We start from the raw sequence: 24,205 nt of genomic DNA on the forward strand, positions 1-24,205 counted from the left end.
AACTTATTAAGAATTATTGATGTCGTATATCTGTCCTATTTGTCAGCTTCCTTTAGCTCAAAATCAAACGAAAACCTGGTATTGTACAAACAATCATCAATTTGACACGGCTAAAGAAGGCTATGTGAATTTGTTACCAGTACAAAAAAAGAAATCGAAAGATCCTGGCGACAATAAAGAAATGATGTTGGCTAGACGTGAGTTTTTGAATAAAGGACATTATCAAGCGCTCAGTGATAAAGTGAATCAGTTAGCGAGTGAGTACCAGCCACTGGCAAAAACCATTTTAGATATTGGCTGCGGGGAGGGGTATTACAGCCATCGTTTAATTAATCAACTTTATCAGACACAAAGTGATTGCCAATTATGGGGATTAGATATTTCTAAAATTGCAATTAAATATGCCGCCAAAAAATATCCAGACATGCACTTTTGTGTGGCGAGTGTATTTGAAATGCCATTTATTGAAAATAGTTTTGATTTAGCTATTCGCATTTATGCGCCATCTAAAGTAGAAGAGCTACAACGAGTCATCAAACCTGAAGGGATACTAATTACTGTCTCTCCTGGGCCAAAACATCACTTTGCTATTAAACAAAAAATTTATGAAAAACCCAGACTCCACCCACAAGAGTCATTAGTATTGCAAGGTTTTGACTATCTTGGTCAGCATAGTCTTGAGTACATGCTGTCATTAACAGATGAAAGTGATATTGAACATTTACTCAATATGACACCTTATGCCTGGAAGTTATCCTTAAGTCAAAAGCAACAGATGGCAGAGGAAGGGCTTAACTGTGAATTAGATTTTAAAATCGAAGTACATAAGCGTCATAGTGTTGCAGTGTAAACAGAGTAAATACACCAATAACTTATTGATGAATTTAGATAAACAGAATTAAGTTAAGTAGTAATTAATTAAGCCATGGTTATCATGCCTGTTGACTTATTCTTAAAATGGTTTATAGTTTACATAGCTTGAAGGTTGGACTTATTTTTTGTGTTTCAATACGACCAGTTTCGTCCTGTTAACATAAGTAATACCGGCATTTTCCAGCGTTACCGCCGTTTAGGCTTTATTTTATATTTACAGGATTTATATCATGTCTCAAGTTACTGGTGTTGTTAAGTGGTTCAACTCTGACAAAGGTTTCGGATTTATCGAGCAAGAGTCTGGTCCAGACGTATTCGTTCACTTCCGTGCAATCAACTCAGACGGTTTCAAAACTTTAGACGAAGGTCAAAAAGTTTCTTTCACTGTGACCCAAGGTCAGAAAGGTCCTCAAGCTGAAAACGTTTCTTTAGTTTAAGCTATAATATTTCACTTCGGTGAAATGGACTTAAAGCTGTGGCATTTGCCGCAGTTTTTTTTGCTTTTTTTTAGGAAAAAATAAATATCATCGTAAGTATAATTTATCCCAATATGATAAATTTTTTGCATCAATTGAAATGATAACTTATAAATTCAGATATATAAAAAGCCGGTTAACTGAACAGTTATCCGGCTTTTTTGTTCGTACTAGACAGAATCAAACTATGTCCACAAAAACAGCTTCTAGGTTGCGTGTTGAAACTCAGAAGAGAACAAGGTGTCTTCTAATGTACGTCCCTTCATAATCGACTTATATTGCCATTGATGTTGAGCTAATAAACTGAACAGTTGTTGTTCTAAGGTGAAATTAGATTGAGTGGGGTATTCAATAATAAATTGATTATTAGCACTTTGACTGACTTTAGTGATAGCAGTTAACCCAAGTAGAGCATGATGCACCGCCGCCATATCAGCCTTTTTCATAATTAATGTTAGGTAATCAACATCTTGCGCCGTATGTATCGATAATGACTGTTTAAGCTGGCCTCTTTCTAAATAAATTACCTGATCACACAATTTCTCTAATTCATCCAAATTGTGTGAGCTAATCACAAACGTGGTACGTTCAGATTGGTCTCTAACAATTTCACGAATTTTCTTAGCATTAGCTGGATCAAGGCCGGCAGTTGGTTCATCTAGTAACACCAATTTAGGCGAGCCGATTAAAGCCTGGGCAATCGAAACCCGTTTACTCATACCATGACTTAAGCTTTTCGGTTTTGCTTTAGCCACATTAACTAAATCTACCAACTCTAAGACGCGCATAGCTTCTTGCTTTGCTGCTTTACCTTTCATCCCCTGAAGTTCAGCAAATAATTTTAGTTGACTAAAAATAGAACTGTCCGGGTCTAGTTGCGCATCTTGTGGTAATGCAGAAAGCAGGCCTTGTAATTTAGGGCTACCAACGGGCTCGCCCAAAATAGTGACTTCCCCTGCACTGGGTTTAATATAACCACACAAAATGCTAAAAAGAGTCGTTTTCCCCGCCCCATTAGGGCCAACGAGTGCAATGGGGGCACCAGCAACCAATGATATATCAACTTTATCTAAGACAGGCTTACCGTTATAGCTTTTACTGAGCTGCTTGCAGTGTATTAGATTCATAATGCGCTCCTTTGCATAACAATGCGGCCTATGATTAATATGGCCACAGTTTGTAACAATGGAATGGGAGTGTAGGCAAATGCAGCTAAACCTTGGGTATTGACCATGTCAGATAATTGCGAACCCGGCAGTAAATAACTGACAACGTCAAAACCTGGCAATTGAACATTAATTAAGGTAATTACCAGTGAGACAATAATCCATAAAATAACAGCGAAGATACTTGCCTGACGTGCACTATTGGCAATAATAGACAATAGCGCCATCATGGCAATGTAAGGTAATACAACAATCAATACACTGGCAAAAATAATCAAAGCTGTGTTGATTGCAGGAAAAAGTAAGCTACTGTCTCTGCTCATAATTAACGCAATAGCGACGATTAACGTCAGTACAATAAGTAATGATTGAATCAATACTTGACCTATAAATCGCCCTAGAAATAAGCTGTTACGGCTAACTCTTAAACTGATAAAGCGTAAAGTCCCCCGCTGCTTATCTGAGCTAAATTGGTCTGCCGAGATAAAAATACTAAATAATGGGAACAAATATAGCGCAGCAACCCAAAAGACAGCAAATTCTGCAACCTTCCAATTAAACAATTGGTCAAGTGTAGTAGGGCCAAATACCGCCGCCATAAATTCCTTAAAGCTGGGTTGCATAATAATGCTAGCGGCTTCTTTAACAGGGTAAATTAAAATAATACTCCACACCATGATAAAGGCGATTAATGCAATTATGCCACTGCGGCTACTGAAACGCTTTGTCAGTTCGAAACAAGCAAGCAGCCAGATATGGGAAAGGGCTGATGGAGATGATATTGCTGGGTTATTCATAAAGATCCTTTAGTGATTAACGCACGAAATTAAAATACGATTAAGTAAGTGAGCTTGCTAAGACTGTGATAATAATTTTGCGAATGCTGTCTCTAATACCTCAATTCGTTGTTCTAATTCAGCTATTTTATTATCTTGTAGAGAGTTTTGCTGCGCTTGTGCTGAGACCTCTAAATTCGCAATACTATTGGCTTGGTAATCATCTACCGAGGTACTGAATAATTCAATGTAACGGCAATCTCGTTTACCCGCTTCCCTAGCCAGTTGTGCAATAAAAGGTTTATCTTGTTTTGCTCGCTCGAGCAAAATAGATTCTACTTGGGTAACATCTGAGAATTCATGTAAACGATTAGTGCGTGTTTTTAATTCACCAGGTGTCTGAGCCCCTCTTAACAGTAAAACACACACTAAGGCGTATTCGGCTGAGTTGAGCTTTAAATCGCTAAATTCTGTATTACAAAAACGGTGTTTATATTTAATGACTCTACTGCCAACCCCCGATTGTTCACTGAGCAATCGCTTTTTAGTCAAACCATCAATGATAATCTGTACTTCAGATTCAGTTAAAGACATCACAGGTTCACGGCTACTTTTTTGGTTACACGCTAAAGTGATTGAGTTAAGAGATAAGGGATACTGATCGGGAGTGGTTATTTCTTTTTCCATCAAACAGCCAATCACTCTGGCTTCTAGTGTATTTAATTCCATTGATGGTGTTCCTTAAATAAAAAAGCATGAAGATGTTATAGCATCCCCATGCTTGTTTTAACAACGATATCAATGTAATCGTTTATCTAGTGTACAATAAAATCAATTTATCTATTAAACCAGACGGATACCGTCTTTCTCGATAGTAATTTGTCCACCTTTGAATAATCCACCAATGGATCTTTTAAAGGCTTTCTTACTCATAGCCAATTGTGCATAAATAACGTCGGCATCTGTTTTGTCATGTAAAGGTAAAAAACCATCTGCTTTAGCAAGTTTATTCATAATTTGAATCGCTTGTTTATCCAGTTCCTGTTGAGAACCTTTCTGAAGCACTAGGTCAATTTTGCCATCACTGCGTAATGTTTTAATAAAGCCAGTGAGTGTTTGGCCAAAACGTAATTTTTGAAAAACTTCATTTTCATAAATAACGCCCCAATGCTTATTATTGATAATCGCTTTAAAGCCTAAGTCGGTTGAACCACCGATAATCAAGTTTACTTGCTCGCCAACTTCATAATCTGCTGGAGTTTTATCTAAAAACTTATCAACTTTAGATGATGCAACTATGCGTTCGTCGGCCTTATTGGCATGGACGTACACTAAATATGAACGGCCTTCTTCGATGGTTTTGTGCTGTTCGCCAAAGGGTAAGAAAAGATCTTTATCCAGACCCCAATCTAAAAATGCGCCATACTCGCTAAGAGCAGCAACCTTTAAATAGGCAAACTCACCTATCTGTGCGAAAGGTTTTTGTGTGGTTGCAATCACTTTATCTTCAGAGTCTAGGTATAAAAAAACATCAATGTTTTGACCTATTTCATATGTTTTAGGAACAAACTTTTTCGGAACTAACACTTGGCCAAGTTCGAGGGCATTAACATATATACCAAAACTGACTTCTTTAACGACTTCGAGTGAATAGCTTTTTCCGATTTGTATCATGTGAATCTCTATCTGTTGGGGCAAAATAATAGGTGAATATTGCAAATATTCAAAGGCCATTAGTATACACGTTTTTTAAAATTATGAGTGATTTTAGATTAAGAGTGAGCCGATAATAGTATTACACCGTATTGGGTCGAAATTCATCTGTAAAGACAAAAGGAATCTAGGCTTTTTATTAATACCAAAGCTTATTCTACTTGCATTGAAGCACAATGCGCGGTTTAATTGCGCCGCTTTTAAAGGCTCAAGTTTTAAGGTTTAACACACTGACTGATAAGTCTTTATGGCCTTGTAAAAATAGACTTAAGTATTTATGCGGTTATGGATCATAAGTATTCATTTATGCGTTTAGTAAACTTAGACAAGCGTTTGTATTGTCGCCCTAGAATTGATACGCGCTAGGCAGTAAAGCGGCAAATAAAGTACGTATAGATGCTAACAGTGTCACTAAATAACTATAATTTAGCCGACAAAGAGAAAGCTTATCATCTACTATACATCTCATAATGTGCTAACGTTATGATGATTTTATTCACAAGCCATATTACGTCAGAATGTGATTTTGATGTGGTAGGGGAAATACGGAAAATAATTATGTCTGATTGGTCAATTGAAGATGCTCGTGCGGGCTATAATGTCACTCATTGGAGTCACGGCTTCTATGGTATTCGTGAAGATGGGGAAGTGACTGTATCACCTAACCCAAGTCAACCCGATCATAAAGTTGCATTAAGTACTTTAGCCAAAGATTTGGTTAAAGAGGGTGTGTCATTGCCTGTGCTGGTTCGTTTCCCTCAAATTCTGCACCATCGTGTAGAGAGCTTATGTGAGGCATTCAATGATGCTATTCAAAAATACGAATATCAAAATGATTATTTATTAGTTTACCCGATTAAAGTTAATCAACAGCAAACCGTTGTTGAAGAAATTTTAGCGAGCCAAAAGTCAAAAGAAGTTCCGCAGCTAGGTTTAGAAGCCGGTAGTAAGCCTGAGTTAATGGCTGTATTGGCAATGGCTCAAAAAGCCAGTTCTGTGATCGTCTGTAATGGCTATAAAGATAAAGAATATGTGCGTTTAGCACTTATTGGTGAAAAGTTGGGCCATAAAGTTTACATCGTGCTAGAAAAGATGTCTGAACTGCTTATGGTACTAGAGCAAGCCAAGTTATTAGGTGTGACACCTCGTTTAGGTCTACGAGTGCGCTTAGCATTCCAGGGCAAAGGCAAATGGCAAGCTAGCGGCGGCGAAAAGTCAAAGTTTGGTTTGTCTGCTGCGCAAGTTCTTAAAGTACTCGAGCAATTAAAAACCGCTGATATGCTTGATTCATTACAGCTGTTGCATTTCCATTTAGGATCGCAAATTGCCAATATTCGTGATATTCGCCAAGGTGTGGGTGAAGCGGGTCGTTTTTATTGTGAACTGCGCGAATTAGGCGCCAAAATTGATTGTTTTGACGTCGGCGGTGGCTTAGCTGTCGATTATGATGGCACAAGAAGCCAAAGCAACAACTCAATGAATTATGGTTTAAATGAATATGCGAACAACATTGTTAACGTATTAACTGATTTGTGTAATGAATACGAGCAGCCAATGCCGCGTATTATTTCAGAGTCTGGCCGCCATTTAACCGCGCATCATGCAGTATTGATCACAGATGTTATTGGCACAGAAGCTTACATGCCAGAAGTGATTGTTGCGCCTAACGAAGATGACCCTCAGTTGTTACACAATATGTGGCAATCATGGGAAGAAATCAGTGGTGGTCAAGATCAACGCGCCATCATTGAGATTTATCATGATACCCAAAGCGACATTGCTGAAGCACATTCGTTATTCGCTGCTGGTCAGTTTACTTTGGCGCATCGTGCTTGGGCTGAACAAGCTCATTTACGCGTCTGTCACGAAGTAAAGGGCTTATTAAGTAATAATAACCGCTATCATCGCCCAGTGATTGATGAATTGAATGAAAAATTAGCTGACAAGTTCTTTGTTAATTTCTCTTTATTCCAGTCATTACCGGATGCTTGGGGTATCGATCAAGTATTCCCTGTGCTGCCTTTATCTGGCCTTGATAAAGCACCAGAGCGCCGTGCGGTTATGCTGGATATTACCTGTGACTCAGATGGCATTGTTGATCAATACGTTGATGGTCAAGGGATTGAAACTACATTGCCTGTGCCAGCATGGAGTGCGGAAAGCCCGTACTTAATCGGCTTCTTTATGGTGGGTGCATACCAAGAAATTCTTGGTGATATGCACAACTTATTTGGTGATACTAACTCTGCAGTTATTCGTTTAGATGAAAACGGACTGACTAACATCGAATCAGTACTACAAGGTGACACAGTTGCTGATGTATTACGTTATGTAAACCTAGATGCCAATGCATTTATGCGTACATTTGAAGAGTTAGTAGAACAGCATATTGCACCTGATGAGCGTGTAAGTACTCTTGAAGAGCTTCAAGCTGGTCTAGACGGTTACACTTATCTTGAAGATTTTTAAGATTAATTTATGTAAATCTTAATCAGTAAATCATTGAAGAAAAGGCTTAGTTATGAATAATGACTAAGCCTTTATTTATTTTCAATCAATTGAGTTATGTGTGATTAATATGTTTTTTGAAGGTTCAGAAAAAAAAGTAGCGTTATGCGTTGATCCGAGTTTCGGTTCACTTCGTGCCTTGCCGTTATCTTTCTGGGAACATATTGTCAGTTTAGCCAAGGCAGATATCCTGTCACATATTAACAATGATCAATGTGATGCGTACTTGCTCAGTGAGTCCAGTTTGTTCGTGTGGGACCATCGGGTGGTAATGCTAACGTGTGGTTTATCGACATTAATCGATTCAGTGAGTGCGTTAATTGATAAAGTGACTGAAGATAAGCTGACATTCATTAGCTATCAACGTAAAAATGAATATTTAGCTCATTTACAGGCCAGCACGTTTATAGATGACATTGATACCTTAAGGCTTCGGGTTCCTGGCACCGCTTTTCGAGTCGGTCATTTAGATAATCATCATCACTTTTTATTTAGCAGTGATAAAAGTTGCCAAATTATGTCACAGGATAAAACCTGCGAATTATTGATGTACCACATTAGTGGACCAGTGGCAGACTATTTATGTACTGAGCAGCAAACAGTAGCTGAGATATATAAACTGTTATTGCTAGATGAGCTTTTTGCAGACTTTGAGTACGATGCACATGTGTTTACTCCGCTTGGTTTTTCAATCAACGGCATTAAAGATAATTTTTATTACACAGTACATATTACGCCACAAGAGCAAAGCTCGTATGTCAGTTTAGAAACTAATGTAGACCTTGAACAACATCAATCTTATATAGCGTCAACCCTGTTAGCAATATTGAAGCCAAGAAGTTGGGATACTATAGGATTCAATACCGAGATAGCCGCGGCAATAGAACCTAAAAATATATGTGTAGGGCATTGCTCATATCCAATTAAGCAAGGTTATAATGTGATTTTCAGCCACTATCAGCAGACTTGTGCTGAATTATTGAGCCCTGAGTTTTTGTAAGTTAGCAATTTGGAGAGTGTATTGCCATTTTCGTAGCAAGCCTTATTATTCCATATGTCTAAATGCTGATTTAAGTGCGCCAGTGTACCGCTGTATACCTCGTTTGATATTGAATGTTTTGACAGTGCCAGTACCTTCAGTGTCCAGTTGAATAACCAGCGATAAAGCGATGAAAGTCATTTACGGTCTACATCGAATGAATATAGTTAGTCTAGATTCGGCTGCAGTTGAACCATGTTAAGAATCATTGGATATCTATTACTTGGCAATTGCTACGCTTAGTCTTTAAATACCACATGTTTGGGCTTAAGCCATAAGTTTAGTTAACCAATTTTTTTGATACAAGCCTGCATGAAGTAGGTTTTATCCTATAAGGGGAAGGTATGAGCGATTTAAGTGATATTCGTCGGGAGTATACTCAAGGTGGATTACGCCGCGCTGATTTACCGATAAATCCGATGGATTTATTTGAAAAGTGGCTCTCACAGGCCAAAGATGCCAATTTAACCGATCCTACCGCTATGTGTGTTGCTACCGTTGATGAAAATGGCCAGCCTTTTCAGCGCATCGTATTGCTTAAAAAATTTGATGATAATGGATTTATATTTTTTACTAATCTGGCTAGTCGCAAAGCAGAGCAATTATCAACCAATAATAAGATAAGCTTATTATTTCCTTGGCATCCTTTAGAGCGACAAGTTGCGGTTATTGGTCAAGCTGAGCCATTATCCATGATTGAAGTCGCTAAATACTTTATGAGCCGACCTAAGGACAGCCAAATCGCTGCTTGGGTATCTAAACAGTCGAGTAAAATTTCTGCTCGCCAAGTTTTAGAAGGTAAGTTTACTGAAATGAAGGCTAAATTCGCTCAAGGCGAAGTCCCGTTACCTAAGTTTTGGGGAGGATACTTAGTGCGTCCACAAAGTATCGAGTTTTGGCAAGGTGGAGAGCATAGATTGCATGATAGGTTTATTTACAGTCAATTGCCTGAGTCAATATGGCAAATTGATCGTTTAGCACCTTAATGAGGACGAGCTATGCAAGCTAAGATTTGGGTGGATGCCGATGCATGTCCTAATCCAGTAAAAGAGATGCTGTTTAGAGCCGCCGAGCGTAAATCGATTAACATTGTCTTGGTAGCGAATCAGATGATTAAAATACCAATATCTCCTTTCATTAAGATGATCCGAGTCAGCTCTGGCTTTGATGAAGCAGATAATTATATTGTCGAGCAACTTAATCAAGGTGATTTAGTGATCACAGCCGACATCCCGCTTGCTTCAGATGCAATTGAAAAAGGTGCTTTAGCTATTAACCCTAGAGGCAATGTCTATACAACTGAAAATATCAAGCAAACAGTCACTATGCGTGATTTTATGGAGGAGATGCGCAGCAGTGGTGTGCATACCCAAGGCCCTAATACTTTTTCACAAACAGATAAGCATGCATTTGCTCAATCGTTGGATAAATGGTTAGTTAAACAACGCTGATCTATACTTATTGTGTTATAAACTCGCAAAAGGATTTTAAGATGAAACTATGGTTATCGTTAATGGTGCTAGGATTACTGTCTAATCAGGCTTTAGCAAGTGATTGGAAGGTGAATAATAGTCAGTCTACAGTCAGTTTTATATCAATTAAAAAAGCCGACGTGGGAGAGGTTCATCGATTTAAACAAATAGAAGGTGTTCTGGGTGATTCTGGTGGATTTAGTTTAACAATAGATTTAAGCAGCGTAGATACCGGAATTAGTGTTCGCGATGACAGAATGCAAGGTTTGTTATTTGAAGTTGCTCAGTTTCCAAAATTACAACTGACAGCCAATATTAACCCAAAGCTCATAAGTGATTTAAAAGTAGGCGAAACGTTAACCACCCAAGTAGATGCTAAAGTTGCGCTCCATGGTGAGCAGCAAGTTTTACCTTTCAATGTGGTGGTCGCTAAATTGTCAGCTACTAAAATGTTAGTGACAAGTTTAATGCCAGTAGTTGTTCACGCTGGAGATTTTAATTTAGTATCAGGGGTTGAAAAGTTACGTGATATCGCCGGGCTAACCAGTATCAGTTTAGCGGTTCCAGTGTCTTTTGTGCTAACCTTATCACAGTAGATCAGGCCTAATGATATCGTTAATGCTGAAGTAATATCATTAAATAGGTTATCAATTTTTTGGATAACCTAGCTTTACAAACACATAGTCATCCAGTTTATCGGAGTTCAGATGGTTACAGATAAAGACGGTTATACGCATTTAATTCAGTATTTAACTGAACATTTAGGGTTATTTGAAACCTTTGAAAATAATGTCTTGGCGTCTGAAACCGTTTTAGAGTTATTTGAGGAACAGTTATCAGCTCAAATCATTATGGTTTGTGGTCAAAATCCGCAATTATCATTTGCTCAACGCAATATGGTTATTCGAGAAATTGATGCGATTGTTTATGATTTAGAAGAGATATTAGCTAAAGTTGCTGATCAGAATGCCACTCCTGAACAAAGCATTTTTATAACCGAATTTTCCGGTTTAATTAAGAATTTGTTCGACCAAGAAATTGATAAAATACTGCATTAATTTTTTATAGTTTAATATTTATTTTTGGGAATAAACATGTTTAAAAGCATAACCTTGCTTGTTGTATTTTGTTTGAGTTTGTCTTTTGCCAATGCGACAGAAAAACAAATTTTAAAACAAAAGGAAGTGATGACTGTTGCGCAGTCGGGTTTAATGTATAAAGCGCGAATGGATACTGGTGCAGTCAATTCGTCTTTACATGCTGTCGATTTAGAGATTATCGGTGGTGCGGCGAAAAAAATGAAACATAACATTGGTAAAATGATCGAATTTACCACTGAAAATGAACAAGGTGAGCAAAAGCGTTTACAAGCTGAAATTCTTAAAACCTCAACGGTGAGAAACTCTCAAGGTATTGAAACACGTTACATGGTCAAACTTGAAATTGGTTTTCCTGATGCGTTAAAAACGGTCCATGTCAATTTGCGTGACCGTAGCCACATGAATTACAAATTGTTAATAGGACGTAACTTTCTCAAAGATGACTATATAGTCGATATATCAGGAAAGAAGATTGATAATATTATTGGCCCAATTGCCAAGTTAAACATAAAACAAGCTAGTCTAATGTTCAAAACACGTATTGATACTGGAGCAGGTCAAAACTCACTCCACGCAATCAATATTCGTATTGAAGAAGAAGATAAGAGTGATATGAAAAACAACATCGGTAAGATGGTGACATTTACTACCGAGAATGAGAAAGGTAATGCCGTTGATATTCGCACTAAAATTTATGGTAAAACGCTTATCCGTAATGCACAAGGGTCTGAAATTCGTTATAGGGTTCGTTTAAGTGTTGGTGAACTAGGGCAGGAATATTTAGTTGACGTCAATTTAACTGATCGTAGTGAAATGGGTCATAAATTATTAATTGGCCGTAATTGGTTACAGGACACCTATATGGTAGATGTTTCTAAAGAGAGTCTTTCTCAGATTTAATATAAAAGCCTTAGCGTAAGCGCTAAGGCTTTTTTGTACGGGTACATAAACCTTGGACCAACTCCTTCAAACAGCTTATCAGATGTTTAATCAGCACTTCATCGTAATAACCTCTGCCGATTAAATACTTATCAAACAGTTCGTTGTCTTGCTAACGACGTTACATTAACGTGCTTTGTATTCCAAGCAAACGCTCAGTTTACTAAAAAATAGGTTTAACCTATTGAATCAGCATTATTTGATGCAATTTTTAACAGACCTGTTGAGGTTAAATTGCTAACATAATGTCGTAGGTCTTACTGATTGCACCGCCTAACGGTCACAGAGCGTATTTGAACTTAAATAAGTGTTTAACTCGTTTATTTTATTAGTTTTTTATGAACTGACAAATAAAAAAGGCGCCGCAGCGCCTAGATTAAACTTCTACTTTACTATGCTATAGCTGTGTTTTTAGGTTCAGCTAGCACAAGCTCAAATACTATAATTTCAAACCTACCAATAATTGATCTAGTTGTTCAGCAGTAGCGTGTAATTCATCACAACCAGATACTGACTGATTAGCTGACTGCTCTACATTATGTGACTGATTACGGATTTCCATTAAATTGGTTGCTATTTCGTTGGCAACAGCAGATTGTTCATCTGCTGAGGTTGCAATTAACACACTCATTTCAAGTACACGATGACTATGGTGAGCAATATTATTCAAATCTTCGCCGGTTTGAAGAACATGCTTCTTACCTTCACTGGCCTGCTCAACGGTACGAGACATTACTTGAGTTAAATTACGAGTACCTGATTGAAGCGCTTCAATCATAGTTTTAATTTCCACTGTGGCAGCTTGTGTTCTACCTGCTAGAGTACGTACTTCATCTGCAACCACAGCAAATCCTCGTCCTTGCTCACCAGCACGCGCAGCTTCAATGGCGGCGTTAAGTGCGAGTAAGTTAGTTTGTTCGGAAATAGCGTTAATAGTGGTAACCACAGCGTCAATTTTACTGGCATTGTCATTCAATATTCCGACAGCATTGGACGCTTGACCAATTTCTTCCGATAAAATATCAATTGCATGCACTGTGGTTGCAATATCTTTTGAGCCTGCGGCCACTTGATTATTGGTCTCTTCAGTTTCACTTGAAGATTGCTCTGCATTGCGAGCAACTTCTTTTACTGCAGCCGTCATTTGTTCCATGGCTGTTGCCAATGAGTCTAAATGTTCTCGCTGATCCACAGCCATCGCTTGGCCATCTTGGGCTGTGGTTCTAAAACCTGACACAACGGTGCGAATTTGTTCAGTGGCTTGGGTTATTTGCTTAACCAAAGTGTGCTGACGATCGACTAAGGCATCAATACTGATAGCAAGTAGACTGAATTCATCTTTTACTTCAAAGAAATTAAGTCTGCCGGTTAAATCACCGCTAGCTGCACGTCTTAAAGCCATTACCGTGGTATATAATGCGCCACCAACAAAGGTTGAAATGTAGTAAGCAAAGGCAGCAAGAACAGCCAATAATACCACCATCATTATATAAGCTAAGTTAGCATTGGTATTGTTATGACCCAGCTGCTGTGATGATATCTCACTCACTATAACCATGTTATGGTTATTAATACCACTCACGATGCGGGTGATAGTATCTTGTTCACTAATTCCACCACCTTGCTGTGCAAGCACCTTCAATCGGTTGTCTAGAGCATCAATACTGACTATTTGACTAGTATTCGATAACTGAGTGTTTAACTCATTACGCTTGCTTTCGTCAATTAAGTCATAGGCGCTTTCCATGTAATCATTGGCTTGCTGAATGAACTGCAATTGATTGTTATTATTTGTTTTTTGTAAGTTATCGGCATGAAGGTTATTTAAGAAAAGCGTTAAACCAATAATCATCAACATGGGTACAACCGCTAAAATAGTAAACTTTGTTTTTAAGGTCATATGGATAAGATATTGATCTATCCATCTAAATTTAACTTCTTTCATCAGTGCCTCTTTTTATTTTTTGGCTATGAACTCAGGTAAAAACCATCTCAGGTAAATAAGTACCTAAGTTAAATAAGTACTTAGGTAAGTACATAGTTTATCGGGGGGAAAAAGGTAAACTTTAATACATAAAGCTTTTTTCAGTGTTACCTGATTAATTTATCTACTTTTCAATCAGACTGGTTGAGTTGCATCAATGATATAATGCTAATTGCACCTTTTATTATAGTAAAGCTCTATTGATAATATTCACGATAAATTGACGATTAATCCTTAACGTCGTCAGGCTGAGTTGCTTTAAGCTAATAAACCTGAGTAAAAGCTTATAATTACCCTTAAAAAGTCTAGTAATATGCTGGCTGCTAACGTAAAATTTATCTCTTTTATTTTAATTGATGGGTAGTGCCTTTAGAATAATCTAAAAGGTGTTATCAACATCTTGCCGTTATGTTTAATGGTAAAAATCGCATTAGTAATGCCCAGATGCAGTGGATGAATAAATGCAGCAGTTAACAGAGATCGTAGAACAAGCCTTGGCGGTGATAGAGCAGGCCAGTGATCTAAAGGCATTGGATGATATCCGTGTCGACTACCTTGGTAAAAAAGGTCAAATCACTGACATGATGAAAATGATGGGGAAATTAAGTGCAGAAGAGAAACCTGCATTTGGTCAAGCCGTCAATCTAGCAAAACAAGCAGTCCAGCAGAAATTATCTGAACGCATTGATGGCTTAAAAGCATCAGAGTTAGCCACTAAATTGGCCGCTGAACAAATTGATGTCACTTTACCAGGTCGTACCATTGATAACGGCGGATTACATCCCGTGACCCGCACTATTGATCGTATCGAAACCTTTTTTGGTGAGCTTGGGTTTACGGTTAAAGATGGCCCTGAAATCGAAGATGATTTTCATAACTTCGATGCATTAAATATCTCAGAACATCATCCAGCTCGTGCGGACCACGATACGTTTTATTTTAACCCCAAAGTGATGTTGCGTACGCAAACATCTGGGGTTCAAATCCGTACTATGGAGCATGAAAAGCCACCATTACGTATTATTTCACCGGGTCGTGTATACCGTAACGACTATGATCAAACCCACACGCCGATGTTTCATCAGGTCGAAGGGTTGATGGTTGCCGAAAACGTTAACTTTGCCGAATTAAAAGGCATATTGCACGATTTTCTACGCAACTTTTTTGAAGAAGACTTGCAAGTGCGTTTTCGTCCTTCATATTTCCCCTTTACAGAGCCTTCGGCTGAAGTGGATGTAATGGGTAAAAACGGTAAGTGGTTAGAGGTGTTAGGCTGTGGCATGGTGCACCCAAATGTACTTCGCAGTGTCGGCATAGATCCTGAGAAATACTCTGGTTTTGCTTTTGGTATGGGCGTTGAGCGTTTGACTATGTTGCGTTACGGCGTAAACGATTTACGTGCCTTCTTTGAAAACGATTTACGTTTCCTTAAGCAATTCAAATAACGGAGCAACAAAGCGATGAAATTCAGTGAATCTTGGCTTCGTGAGTGGGTTAATCCATCAGTAAGTCGTGACGAATTATCACACCAAATTACCATGGCCGGCCTTGAAGTGGATGGCATAGACCCAGTAGCTGCTGCATTTAGCGGTGTTATTGTGGGTGAAGTTGTTGAGTGTGGCCAGCATCCCGATGCTGATAAATTACGCGTGACCAAAATTAATGTCGGTAGCGATGAGTTAATTGATATTGTTTGTGGCGCACCAAATTGTCGTTTAGGATTAAAAGTTGCTGTTGCCATGGTTGGCGCAGTATTGCCTGGTGATTTTAAAATTAAGAAAGCTAAGCTGCGTGGCCAGCCGTCAATGGGTATGTTGTGCTCTTACAGCGAGTTAGGTATCAATATTGAAAGTGATGGCATTATTGAATTACCGCAAGATGCACCAATTGGTCAAGACGTTCGTCAGTACTTAGATTTAGATGATGCAATTATTGATGTTGACTTAACCGCTAACCGTGCCGATTGTTTAGGCATGGCAGGTCTTGCACGTGAAGTGGGTGTATTAAATCGTCAAGTAGTGACAGAGCCTACCTGGAAAGCGGCTGAAGCAACTATTGACGCGCCGATAGCTATTAACGTGCAGGCAAAAGAAGCCTGTCCACGTTATTTAGGTCGTATAGTAAAAAATATCAACGTAAAAGCGGCAACGCCTCTATGGATGCAAGAAAAGTTACGTCGTAGTGGTATTCGCTCAATTGATCCCATTGTTGATATTACCAACTATGTATTAATTGAGTTTGGTCAGCCAATGCATGCATTTGACTTGAATACCTTAAATGGTGCAATCAACGTGCGTTTAGGCGATGGTGTGGAAAAGCTGACGTTATTAGATGGTAATGAAATTACTGTGCCTAATGACACCTTAGTGATTGCTGATGATAAGCAAGCCGTAGCATTAGCCGGAGTATTTGGTGGTGAAGCATCGGGTGTGACTGATAGTACTCAAGATATCTTATTAGAGTGTGCTTTTTTTGCACCTCTAGCGATTATGGGTAAATCACGTCGTTTAGGCTTACACACAGATGCCTCACATCGTTTCGAGCGTGGTGTTGACCCACAGCTGCAACATAAGGTTATGGATCGTGCTACACGCCTTGTATTGGATATTTGTGGTGGTGAAGCTGGGCAAGTAATTGAAGCGGTGGTCGTTGAACATTTACCAGCAGCAGCTAAAATTACATTACGTCGCGGTAAACTAGATAAAACCTTAGGCCATTCAATTCCTGATGCTGATGTAGTTGATATTTTACAGCGTTTAGGATTCAGTGTTGAAGCTGTTAATGATACTTGGGTTGTCACTACAGCGACTTACCGTTTTGATATGGCAATTGAAGAAGATTTAATTGAAGAAGTTGCCCGCATTTATGGTTATAACAATATCCCTAATACAGCGCCGCAAGCTGCATTAAGTATGTCTGATCATACTGAAGCTAACATTCCACTCAAACGTGTTCGTAACATGCTGGTGGCTCGCGGGTTCCAAGAAGCAATTACTTACAGTTTTGTTGACCCCAAAATGCAAGCCCTTGTTCACCCAGAACAAGACACCATGATTTTGCCAAATCCTATTTCGACAGAAATGTCGTCAATGCGTTTGTCTATGTTTACCGGATTATTGTCAGCGGTGGGCTATAATCAAAATCGCCAGCAAAGCCGTGTACGTTTATTTGAGACCGGTTTACGCTTTGTGCCTGACACAAACTCAGATGCTGGCGTCCGTCAACAAGCTATGATTGGTGCGGTAATTTCCGGTGCTCAAAATGATGAACATTGGTCAATGGAATCTAAGTCTGTAGACTTCTTTGATTTAAAAGGTGATTTAGAAGCAATAATCGGCTTGACAGTTGCCGCTTCTGAATTTAGTTTTAAAGCAGCTACTCATCCTGCGCTGCATCCAGGACAATGTGCTGAAATATTAAGAAATAATCGAGTCATTGGTCATATTGGTGCTATCCATCCTAGCCTGGAAAAGCCTTTTGGACTTAATGGTAAAACAATTGTTTTTGAGTTAGAACTGGACGCATTATTACATGCCAGTTTGCCGCTAGCCCAAGCTGTATCTAAGTTCCCTGCTAATCGACGTGATATCGCAGTAGTCGTAGATGATCATATATCTGCAACCGATGTTATGAATTTGATAAGAAAAGTTGGCGAAAATCAGTTGGTTGGCTTAAACTTGTTCGATGTATACCTAGGTAAAGGTGTTGAACCTGGCAAAAAGAGCCTGGCAATCGCACTTACGTTACAAGACATTACTCGTACGCTTGAAGATAAAGATATCACTGAGACTATGGAATTAGTGGTATCGGCGCTAAAGACCGAGTTCAACGCATCGTTGAGGGATTAAAGTATGGCACTTACCAAAGCCGAAATGGCAGAACATCTATTTGAAACACTTGGCATCAATAAGCGTGTGGCTAAAGAGATGGTGGAGTCTTTCTTTGAAGAAATTCGTGAAGCACTCGAACATGGTGAGCAGGTCAAGTTATCTGGCTTCGGCAACTTTGACCTTAGGGACAAGAATCAAAGACCGGGACGGAACCCGAAAACTGGTGAAGACATTCCAATTTCTGCACGCCGTGTGGTAACTTTCCGTCCTGGACAAAAGTTAAAAGCACGTGTGGAAGCGGCTAACGCCGGTAAGAAATAAATTCACTAGTTAAATTAGCTTATCTGCTTTACACAGTAAAAATTAAAAGAGCCACTCTGGTAGAGTGGCTTTTTTTTTGAATTTGCCGAATAAAATAGTCATGCTATTATTCTGCCGCAGATTTTTTCGATGAGGTTAATCCATTGGCTCGACAACAAAAGCATTTTGATACTCGCTTTAATGCAGGGTTATTACATCCACGATACTGGGTTACCTGGCTGGCTATCCTAATATTATCTTTATTTGGTATTTTACCGGCCTTTATTCGCGATCCCATTAGCCGTGTTTTAGCTAAATTAGTGATGCGTATTGCCACTAAGCCAATTGGCATAGCCCGGATCAATATTAGTCAATGTTTACCTGAATTGACCCCTGATGAAGTCGATAGCCTGATCCGTGACAATGTCGAAGCCTTTATCCTTATTTTATTATCGCAAGCAGAAATGCTGTTTCGTTCCAACGAACACATTAAACGTCGCGTTCAATTACAGGGTTTTGAAAATGTGACTCAAGCAAGAGCTGCAGGGCACCCGATTATTTTTATTATGCCGCATGTTTGGCCTATGGAATATGCAGGGTTACGAGTTAATATCGAAATACCTATGGTGACAATGGCAAAAGCCCACCGTAATGGGTTATTTAACTGGTTTAGTAACCGTTTACGCAGTAGCCAGGGTGGCCGAGTGTATATGCGTGAAGCAGGTATTCGAGCACTATTGTCAGAACTGAAAAAAGATAATAGCTTCTTTTATTTGCCCGATGAAGACTTGGGACCAGAACAAAGCGTGTTTGCGCCATTTTTTGGTACCACTAAAGCCACATTGCCCGTAGTAGGACGTTTAGCCAAAGCGGGTAATGCAAAAGTGTTTCCCGTTAAAATCGGCTATGATAAAAAAGCCATGGTATTTCATACCACGATATTGCCGGCATTAGATCCCGATAGTATGGTCACTAAAGAAGATGAATCTTTAGTGCTTAATCAAATTGTTGAGCAAGTGATAAAAGCTTACCCTGAGCAATACATGTGGTTTTTAAAAATATTGAAAACTCGTCCGCCGGGTGAAGCAGAGCTTTACTAAACTTAAACAATAAATATAACCAAGAGAGCAATCTAATGGACTTTAATGAGTTACTTTCGGTGCTATCGTTTGTGGTCTACACCTACGATAACCGCCCGATCACTCTACTGCAAATTATTCAGGTACCCCTGTATATCTTTTTAGCTTGGTTTATTGTGAGCAGAGTGGGTAAGTTAATTACTAGCGCCTTAAGAAAACGTAACGTGAGTGCTGATGCTGTTCATTTGTTTTCTCGTATGTATTTAGTATTGTCTATCGCTATTTTAGCTATTACCAGTATGGATATTCTCAATATCCCCCTAACTGCATTTGCGTTTGTTTCAGGCGCAATTGCGATTGGTGTGGGTTTTGGTGCACAAAACATTATTAACAACTTTATTTCAGGTTGGATTTTAATGTGGGAACGTCCCATTCGTATTGGTGACTTTTTAGAAGTGGGTGACGCTAGAGGTGTGGTTGAGTCGATAAACACCCGCTCGACGTTAATTCGTCGAAATGATGGTGTTCATATGTTAGTTCCGAACAGCCAACTGCTTGAAAATACGGTAACCAATTGGACATTGATTGATAAAAATGCCCGCACTTTTGTGCGAGTTGGCGTCGCTTACGGTTCTGATGTTATGTTAGTGCAAAAGTTATTGTTTGATGTTATCGAAGAGCGAGATGATATTTTACCGCACCCTAAACCAACGGTACTATTTGAAGATTTTGGTGATAGTGCACTCATATTTGATATGGTCTTTTGGGTTAACGCAGTATCTGAAACCGACATTCGCCGCCGTCGAAGTGAAATTCGTTTTAGAATTTATGACATATTTGGTAAAAACGATATTGCTATTGCCTTCCCGCAACGTGATATTCATGTCGATGGCAATCTAATGATTACTAATAGTGATAGACCCCAATAAACATAAGTCACTTTTGTGGGTTATGCGTATAACATATTGATTACTAAAATAAAAAAGACGCTTAGGCGTCTTTTTTATTGTAGCGTTAATCGCTTGCTGTTACTTTGCCGCTTTAGTATGACGAGCAAGCAAGTTTTGATTAATATCTGCCATCGATAAGCCTTGATCTTCGAGTAACACAATTAAGTGATACATCAAGTCAGACGCTTCATTGATTAGCTCTTCTTTATCATTGGTGACCGCAGCTAGCGCCGTTTCTAATCCTTCTTCACCAACCTTTTGTGCAATTCGTTTAGTGCCCCGTTCAAACAATGAGGCGGTATAGCTTGAGTCTGCACTTTGACCCTTACGTGAAATAATGACGTTTGTTAGATTATCAATAAAAGGATGAGCATTGCCATCTGGCCAGCAGCTTTCTGTCCCAGTATGGCAAGTTGGGCCATTAGGAATAACTTGCACTAACAGGCTGTCGTTATCGCAATCTTTATCAATAGCGATAAGTTGTAGGGTATTACCTGAGCTTTCGCCCTTGGTCCATAAACGCTGTTTTGAACGACTAAAAAAAGTAACTTGATTGGTCGATAGGGTTTTCTCAAGGGCAGCTTCATTCATGTAGCCTAGCATTAAGACTTTACCCGTTAAGTGGTTTTGAACCACGGCAGGAATTAATCCATCCTGTTTATCCCAAGCTAGGCTTGCACTATCCAATGTTACTTGTGTCATAATTTATCTCTTTATTTGATGCGTTTTATAGTCGAATCGCGATTTTTTGGCCGTGTAGGTATTGTTTTAATTCACCAATATCGATTATGCCTTTATGGAATACACTGGCAGCTAATGCTGCATCAACTTTGGCCAGCTCAAACACTTCTTTAAAATGTTCCATGGTGCCGGCGCCGCCTGATGCGATTAACGGCACATCACAAATAGCGCGAACCATACTGAGCTGCTTAATATCATAGCCGCCACGTACACCATCTTGGTTCATCACATTGAGTACAATTTCACCACAGCCACGCTTTTGAACTTCTTCAACCCAGTCCTGGGTGTACCACTGAGTGTCTTTAGTCGCGGCTTCATCGCCGGTAAATTGTTTTACTTTATAGCTGTCTGAGGCTGCGTCATAGAACGAGTCGATACCAATCACAATACACTGGCGGCCAAATTCATCCTGTAGACGAGAAATTAAACTTGGATCGGTTAATGCAGGAGAGTTAATTGATATTTTATCAGCTCCAAAGGCTAACTTCTCACGGGCTTGTTCAATGGTTTTAATTCCACCGGCCACGCAGAAGGGGATATCAATTTGTTCAGCCACGCGACTGACCCATGACTTATCAATCACTCTATCGTGGGCGCTAGCGGTAATATCATAAAACACCAGCTCATCAGCTCCTTCAAGAGCATATCGAGCTGCGAGCGGTACTATGTCGCCAACAATTTCATGGTCGCGAAATTGTACCCCTTTAACGACTTTACCTTCTCGAACATCAAGGCAAGGTACTATGCGTTTGGCCAGCATGTGATTGCCTCCTCAACGGTGAAGTTTTTAATCAGTAGCGCTTTGCCGATGATAATGCCATTTGCTTTGCTATCACGCACTGCAGCAACATCATCTAATGTGGCGATACCGCCAGAAGCTTGCCAATTAATGTCAGGATACTTTGCTGCCAGTTCACGGTATAAATCAGTATTAGCCCCTTGTAGGGTGCCATCACGGCTGATATCAGTTACTAAGGCATGTTGTAAGCCAACGCTTTGATATTCGGCTACCAGTGACTCTAAAGACTTGCCGCCACCCGTTTGCCAGCCCGATACGGCAACTATTTTTTCACCCGCATCGTTAATATTGACATCAAGCGCTAAACAAATAGCTTCGCTGCCATATTTAACAAACCAGCTTTTAACTAATTCTGGCTCTTTAACTGCCAGTGAGCCTATTACCACACGCTTAACACCTAGTGCTAATAACTCTTCAACTTGCTGTTCGCTGCGAATACCGCCACCAACTTGAATATCGGTTGTTAACCCAGCCACTAATTCGCCAATTAAGGCTATTTGGCGTTTTGACGGGTCTTTAGCGCCAGTCAAATCGACAATATGGAGTAATTTCGCACCCTGTGCTTCATAGGATTGCAGTTGGGCGAGGGGGCTTAGGTCAAAAGTGGTTTTTTGCTGGTAATCGCCTTGATATAAACGCACCACTTGACCATCAATTAAATCAATTGCTGGAATGATCATTGTGCTTTCCCCATGTTTAAAAAGTTTTGTAAAATCTTAGCGCCAACGGTAGCACTTTTTTCTGGGTGAAATTGCACTCCAAAAAAGTTATCTTTGCCAATAGCGGCGCTGAAATCTTCACCGTAATTACTGCTTGCTAAGGTATATTCACTGATTGGCGCACGATAGCCATGCACAAAGTACACATAACTGCCGTTTTCTATGCCGGCAAAAAGTGGATGATCAGATACTGTGATTTGATTCCAGCCCATGTGTGGCAAAGGTAAGCCTTTGCTGTCTAAATCACCTATCTCTGTTGGGATAAGGCCTAAACATTCAATGGCCTGTGTGCTGCGTCCGCCATACTCATTTGACAGGGAAGCAAGCATTTGCATCCCTAAGCAAACGCCCATAACCGGTTGCGTCAGGCTTTTAATTAACTCGATTAAGTCTTTTGATTTTAATGCAGCCATAGCCGCACCAGCGGTACCCACGCCCGGTAAAACGACTCTAGAAGCACTGCGAATAACATCAAAGTCAGCACTGACGACGATATTGGCATTAAGGCGTTCAAACGCAAAGCGTACCGAGCTTAAATTGGCACAACCAGTATCAATAATCACAGTAAGATCATCTAAGTCATTGCCTTTACCGCGATTAGGAACAGCTGACTGCTCTTTTATGGATAAGTCTGTCACGTTAACTCCTTACAGCACACCTTTGCTTGATGGCAGTATGTCACCTTCCACTTTCACCGCTTGGCGAAGCGTACGGCCTAACACTTTAAACAGCGCTTCTACTTTGTGATGATCGTTATCGCCTTTCGAGCCAATGTGCAAGGTACAACGTAGGCCATCAGCGAATGAACGGAAGAAGTGTGGCACCATTTCGATGGCCATTTCACCTACCATTTCACGGTCAAAGTCAGCATTGAACTTGATGAACGGACGACCAGATATGTCCATTAAGCATTCGCCACTGGCTTCATCCATCGGTAAGCTGAAACCAAAACGAGCAATACCACGCTTGTCGCCTAAGGCCTGGCGAATAGCATCACCAATCGCCAGTGCAGTGTCTTCAACGCTGTGATGATCATCAATTTCTAAATCGCCATCGACGTGAACATCCATTTTGAAATTGCCGTGGGTTTGAATTTGGTCAAGCATGTGATCAAAAAAGCCAATGCCGGTTTCAATTTTACCTTTTGATTGATTATCTAAATCAATGGTCACTTTAATGTCAGTTTCTTTGGTGGTGCGCACAACCGTTGCTTGACGGCCTTTACTTAATAGCGCTTGGCAAATAGCGTCCCAATCTAAGGTTTGACGATTGTATAGGAAGCTTTTAATCCCCATAGCATTGGCGAGTTCCACGTCTGTAGTGCGATCACCAATAACAGCTGATTCAGTAAAGTCGACTCTGCCTTCAGTTAAGTAGCTTTTTACAAGCCCAAGTTTTGGTTTGCGACAACTGCAGTTTTCATCATTAAAGTGCGGGCAAATAACCACATCGTCAAACATCACCCCTTGGCTTTGAAAGATTTGCATCATCATGTTGTGCGGCGCATCAAAATCTTCTTTAGGGAAAGAAGGTGTCCCTAAACCGTCCTGATTACTGACCATCACTAATCTAAAACCGGCTTTTTGTAATTTTAGTAGCGCAGGGATCACCTGTGGCTCGAACACTAATTTAGCTAGGCTGTCTAATTGCTTATCAATTGCAGGCTCTTCGACTAATGTGCCGTCACGATCAATAAAAAGTATTTTCTGTTTCATGTTGCCGACCTTAACTTTGTAGGAAT

At 39.7% G+C, this 24,205-nt stretch carries 24 protein-coding genes; 14 read left to right on the forward strand and 10 right to left on the reverse strand.

Features of this window, described 5'->3' with window-relative positions:
- Positions 1 to 19 precede the first annotated feature (19 nt).
- Positions 20 to 850, forward strand: a complete 831-nt coding sequence (rlmA, locus tag ACRWP9_RS10220) for a 23S rRNA (guanine(745)-N(1))-methyltransferase (RefSeq protein WP_434925930.1) — start codon at positions 20 to 22, stop codon at positions 848 to 850.
- 253 nt (positions 851 to 1,103) lie between these two features.
- On the forward strand, positions 1,104 to 1,310 hold the full coding sequence (locus ACRWP9_RS10225; RefSeq protein ID WP_226410119.1) for a cold-shock protein: 207 nt from the start codon (positions 1,104 to 1,106) through the stop codon (positions 1,308 to 1,310).
- 245 nt (positions 1,311 to 1,555) lie between these two features.
- Here the strand turns inward: ACRWP9_RS10225 and ACRWP9_RS10230 are convergent, their stop codons facing one another.
- The 4 genes from ACRWP9_RS10230 to ACRWP9_RS10245 all read right to left on the reverse strand — a co-directional run bounded on the left by ACRWP9_RS10230 (position 1,556) and on the right by ACRWP9_RS10245 (position 4,965).
- A complete protein-coding gene (locus ACRWP9_RS10230; protein ID WP_434925931.1) occupies positions 1,556 to 2,476 on the reverse strand; it encodes an ABC transporter ATP-binding protein in 921 nt (306 codons plus the stop codon).
- Positions 2,473 to 3,312, reverse strand: coding sequence for an ABC transporter permease (locus ACRWP9_RS10235; protein WP_434925932.1), 840 nt, complete (start codon positions 3,310 to 3,312; stop codon positions 2,473 to 2,475). The genes ACRWP9_RS10230 and ACRWP9_RS10235 overlap by 4 nt, the downstream gene beginning before the upstream one ends.
- 57 nt (positions 3,313 to 3,369) lie before the next feature.
- Complete coding sequence (locus ACRWP9_RS10240; RefSeq protein WP_434925933.1) at positions 3,370 to 4,020, reverse strand: YceH family protein; 651 nt, start codon at positions 4,018 to 4,020, stop codon at positions 3,370 to 3,372.
- Positions 4,021 to 4,134: 114 nt separating this feature from the next.
- Entirely contained in the window at positions 4,135 to 4,965 is an 831-nt protein-coding gene (locus tag ACRWP9_RS10245; RefSeq protein WP_434925934.1) for a CvfB family protein, read from the reverse strand.
- Between the two features lie 597 nt (positions 4,966 to 5,562).
- On the opposite strand from ACRWP9_RS10245, the gene speA reads away from it, so the two are divergent.
- The 7 genes from speA to ACRWP9_RS10280 all read left to right on the forward strand — a co-directional run bounded on the left by speA (position 5,563) and on the right by ACRWP9_RS10280 (position 12,023).
- Positions 5,563 to 7,473: a biosynthetic arginine decarboxylase gene (speA, locus tag ACRWP9_RS10250; protein WP_434925935.1), complete on the forward strand. Its 1,911-nt coding sequence runs from the start codon at positions 5,563 to 5,565 to the stop codon at positions 7,471 to 7,473.
- Between the two features lie 109 nt (positions 7,474 to 7,582).
- Complete coding sequence (locus ACRWP9_RS10255) at positions 7,583 to 8,512, forward strand: adenosylmethionine decarboxylase (RefSeq protein WP_434929017.1); 930 nt, start codon at positions 7,583 to 7,585, stop codon at positions 8,510 to 8,512.
- A 383-nt stretch (positions 8,513 to 8,895) separates the two neighbouring features.
- A complete protein-coding gene (gene pdxH, locus ACRWP9_RS10260) occupies positions 8,896 to 9,537 on the forward strand; it encodes a pyridoxamine 5'-phosphate oxidase (protein WP_434925936.1) in 642 nt (213 codons plus the stop codon).
- 12 nt (positions 9,538 to 9,549) lie between these two features.
- Entirely contained in the window at positions 9,550 to 10,002 is a 453-nt protein-coding gene (locus ACRWP9_RS10265; protein WP_434925937.1) for a YaiI/YqxD family protein, read from the forward strand.
- A 41-nt stretch (positions 10,003 to 10,043) separates the two neighbouring features.
- Positions 10,044 to 10,619 carry a YceI family protein gene (locus ACRWP9_RS10270; protein ID WP_434925938.1) on the forward strand — a complete coding sequence of 192 codons (576 nt, stop codon included), beginning with the start codon at positions 10,044 to 10,046 and terminating at the stop codon, positions 10,617 to 10,619.
- A 111-nt stretch (positions 10,620 to 10,730) separates the two neighbouring features.
- Positions 10,731 to 11,081 carry a DUF3802 family protein gene (locus ACRWP9_RS10275; RefSeq protein ID WP_434925939.1) on the forward strand — a complete coding sequence of 117 codons (351 nt, stop codon included), beginning with the start codon at positions 10,731 to 10,733 and terminating at the stop codon, positions 11,079 to 11,081.
- A gap of 36 nt (positions 11,082 to 11,117) precedes the next feature.
- Positions 11,118 to 12,023 carry a RimK/LysX family protein gene (locus tag ACRWP9_RS10280; protein WP_434925940.1) on the forward strand — a complete coding sequence of 302 codons (906 nt, stop codon included), beginning with the start codon at positions 11,118 to 11,120 and terminating at the stop codon, positions 12,021 to 12,023.
- Between the two features lie 478 nt (positions 12,024 to 12,501).
- On the opposite strand, the gene ACRWP9_RS10285 is transcribed toward ACRWP9_RS10280, so the two are convergent.
- The gene (locus ACRWP9_RS10285; protein WP_434925941.1) at positions 12,502 to 14,007 is read right to left on the reverse strand and encodes a methyl-accepting chemotaxis protein; all 1,506 of its coding nucleotides are present in this window, start codon (positions 14,005 to 14,007) and stop codon (positions 12,502 to 12,504) included.
- A 500-nt stretch (positions 14,008 to 14,507) separates the two neighbouring features.
- Between ACRWP9_RS10285 and pheS the strand changes: the two genes are divergently transcribed.
- The 5 genes from pheS to ACRWP9_RS10310 all read left to right on the forward strand — a co-directional run bounded on the left by pheS (position 14,508) and on the right by ACRWP9_RS10310 (position 20,184).
- Positions 14,508 to 15,491, forward strand: a complete 984-nt coding sequence (gene pheS / locus ACRWP9_RS10290; protein ID WP_226410107.1) for a phenylalanine--tRNA ligase subunit alpha — start codon at positions 14,508 to 14,510, stop codon at positions 15,489 to 15,491.
- A 15-nt stretch (positions 15,492 to 15,506) separates the two neighbouring features.
- A complete protein-coding gene (gene pheT / locus ACRWP9_RS10295) occupies positions 15,507 to 17,894 on the forward strand; it encodes a phenylalanine--tRNA ligase subunit beta (RefSeq protein WP_434925942.1) in 2,388 nt (795 codons plus the stop codon).
- Between the two features lie 3 nt (positions 17,895 to 17,897).
- Positions 17,898 to 18,197, forward strand: a complete 300-nt coding sequence (gene ihfA / locus ACRWP9_RS10300; RefSeq protein WP_226410105.1) for an integration host factor subunit alpha — start codon at positions 17,898 to 17,900, stop codon at positions 18,195 to 18,197.
- Positions 18,198 to 18,340: 143 nt separating this feature from the next.
- Positions 18,341 to 19,276, forward strand: a complete 936-nt coding sequence (gene lpxM, locus ACRWP9_RS10305; protein WP_434925943.1) for a lauroyl-Kdo(2)-lipid IV(A) myristoyltransferase — start codon at positions 18,341 to 18,343, stop codon at positions 19,274 to 19,276.
- Positions 19,277 to 19,311: 35 nt separating this feature from the next.
- Positions 19,312 to 20,184 (forward strand): mechanosensitive ion channel family protein, encoded by an 873-nt coding sequence (locus tag ACRWP9_RS10310; RefSeq protein ID WP_434925944.1) that lies wholly within the window; start codon positions 19,312 to 19,314, stop codon positions 20,182 to 20,184.
- A 99-nt stretch (positions 20,185 to 20,283) separates the two neighbouring features.
- Here ACRWP9_RS10310 and hisIE read toward each other — a convergent pair whose 3' ends face one another.
- Genes hisIE through hisB form a run of 5 tightly spaced genes read right to left on the reverse strand, consistent with a single transcriptional unit; the run spans position 20,284 to position 24,179 of the window.
- Complete coding sequence (gene hisIE, locus ACRWP9_RS10315) at positions 20,284 to 20,907, reverse strand: bifunctional phosphoribosyl-AMP cyclohydrolase/phosphoribosyl-ATP diphosphatase HisIE (protein WP_434925945.1); 624 nt, start codon at positions 20,905 to 20,907, stop codon at positions 20,284 to 20,286.
- 25 nt (positions 20,908 to 20,932) lie between these two features.
- Positions 20,933 to 21,706: an imidazole glycerol phosphate synthase subunit HisF gene (hisF, locus tag ACRWP9_RS10320; protein WP_434925946.1), complete on the reverse strand. Its 774-nt coding sequence runs from the start codon at positions 21,704 to 21,706 to the stop codon at positions 20,933 to 20,935.
- On the reverse strand, positions 21,688 to 22,425 hold the full coding sequence (gene hisA, locus ACRWP9_RS10325) for a 1-(5-phosphoribosyl)-5-[(5-phosphoribosylamino)methylideneamino]imidazole-4-carboxamide isomerase (RefSeq protein WP_226410100.1): 738 nt from the start codon (positions 22,423 to 22,425) through the stop codon (positions 21,688 to 21,690). The genes hisF and hisA overlap by 19 nt, the downstream gene beginning before the upstream one ends.
- On the reverse strand, positions 22,422 to 23,087 hold the full coding sequence (hisH, locus tag ACRWP9_RS10330; protein ID WP_434929019.1) for an imidazole glycerol phosphate synthase subunit HisH: 666 nt from the start codon (positions 23,085 to 23,087) through the stop codon (positions 22,422 to 22,424). The genes hisA and hisH overlap by 4 nt, the downstream gene beginning before the upstream one ends.
- A 24-nt stretch (positions 23,088 to 23,111) precedes the next feature.
- Complete coding sequence (gene hisB / locus ACRWP9_RS10335; RefSeq protein ID WP_434925947.1) at positions 23,112 to 24,179, reverse strand: bifunctional histidinol-phosphatase/imidazoleglycerol-phosphate dehydratase HisB; 1,068 nt, start codon at positions 24,177 to 24,179, stop codon at positions 23,112 to 23,114.
- Positions 24,180 to 24,205: the final 26 nt, after the last annotated feature.

The organism is Shewanella sp. HL-SH2, from assembly GCF_051164935.1.
Lineage (GTDB): Bacteria > Pseudomonadota > Gammaproteobacteria > Enterobacterales > Shewanellaceae > Shewanella > Shewanella glacialimarina.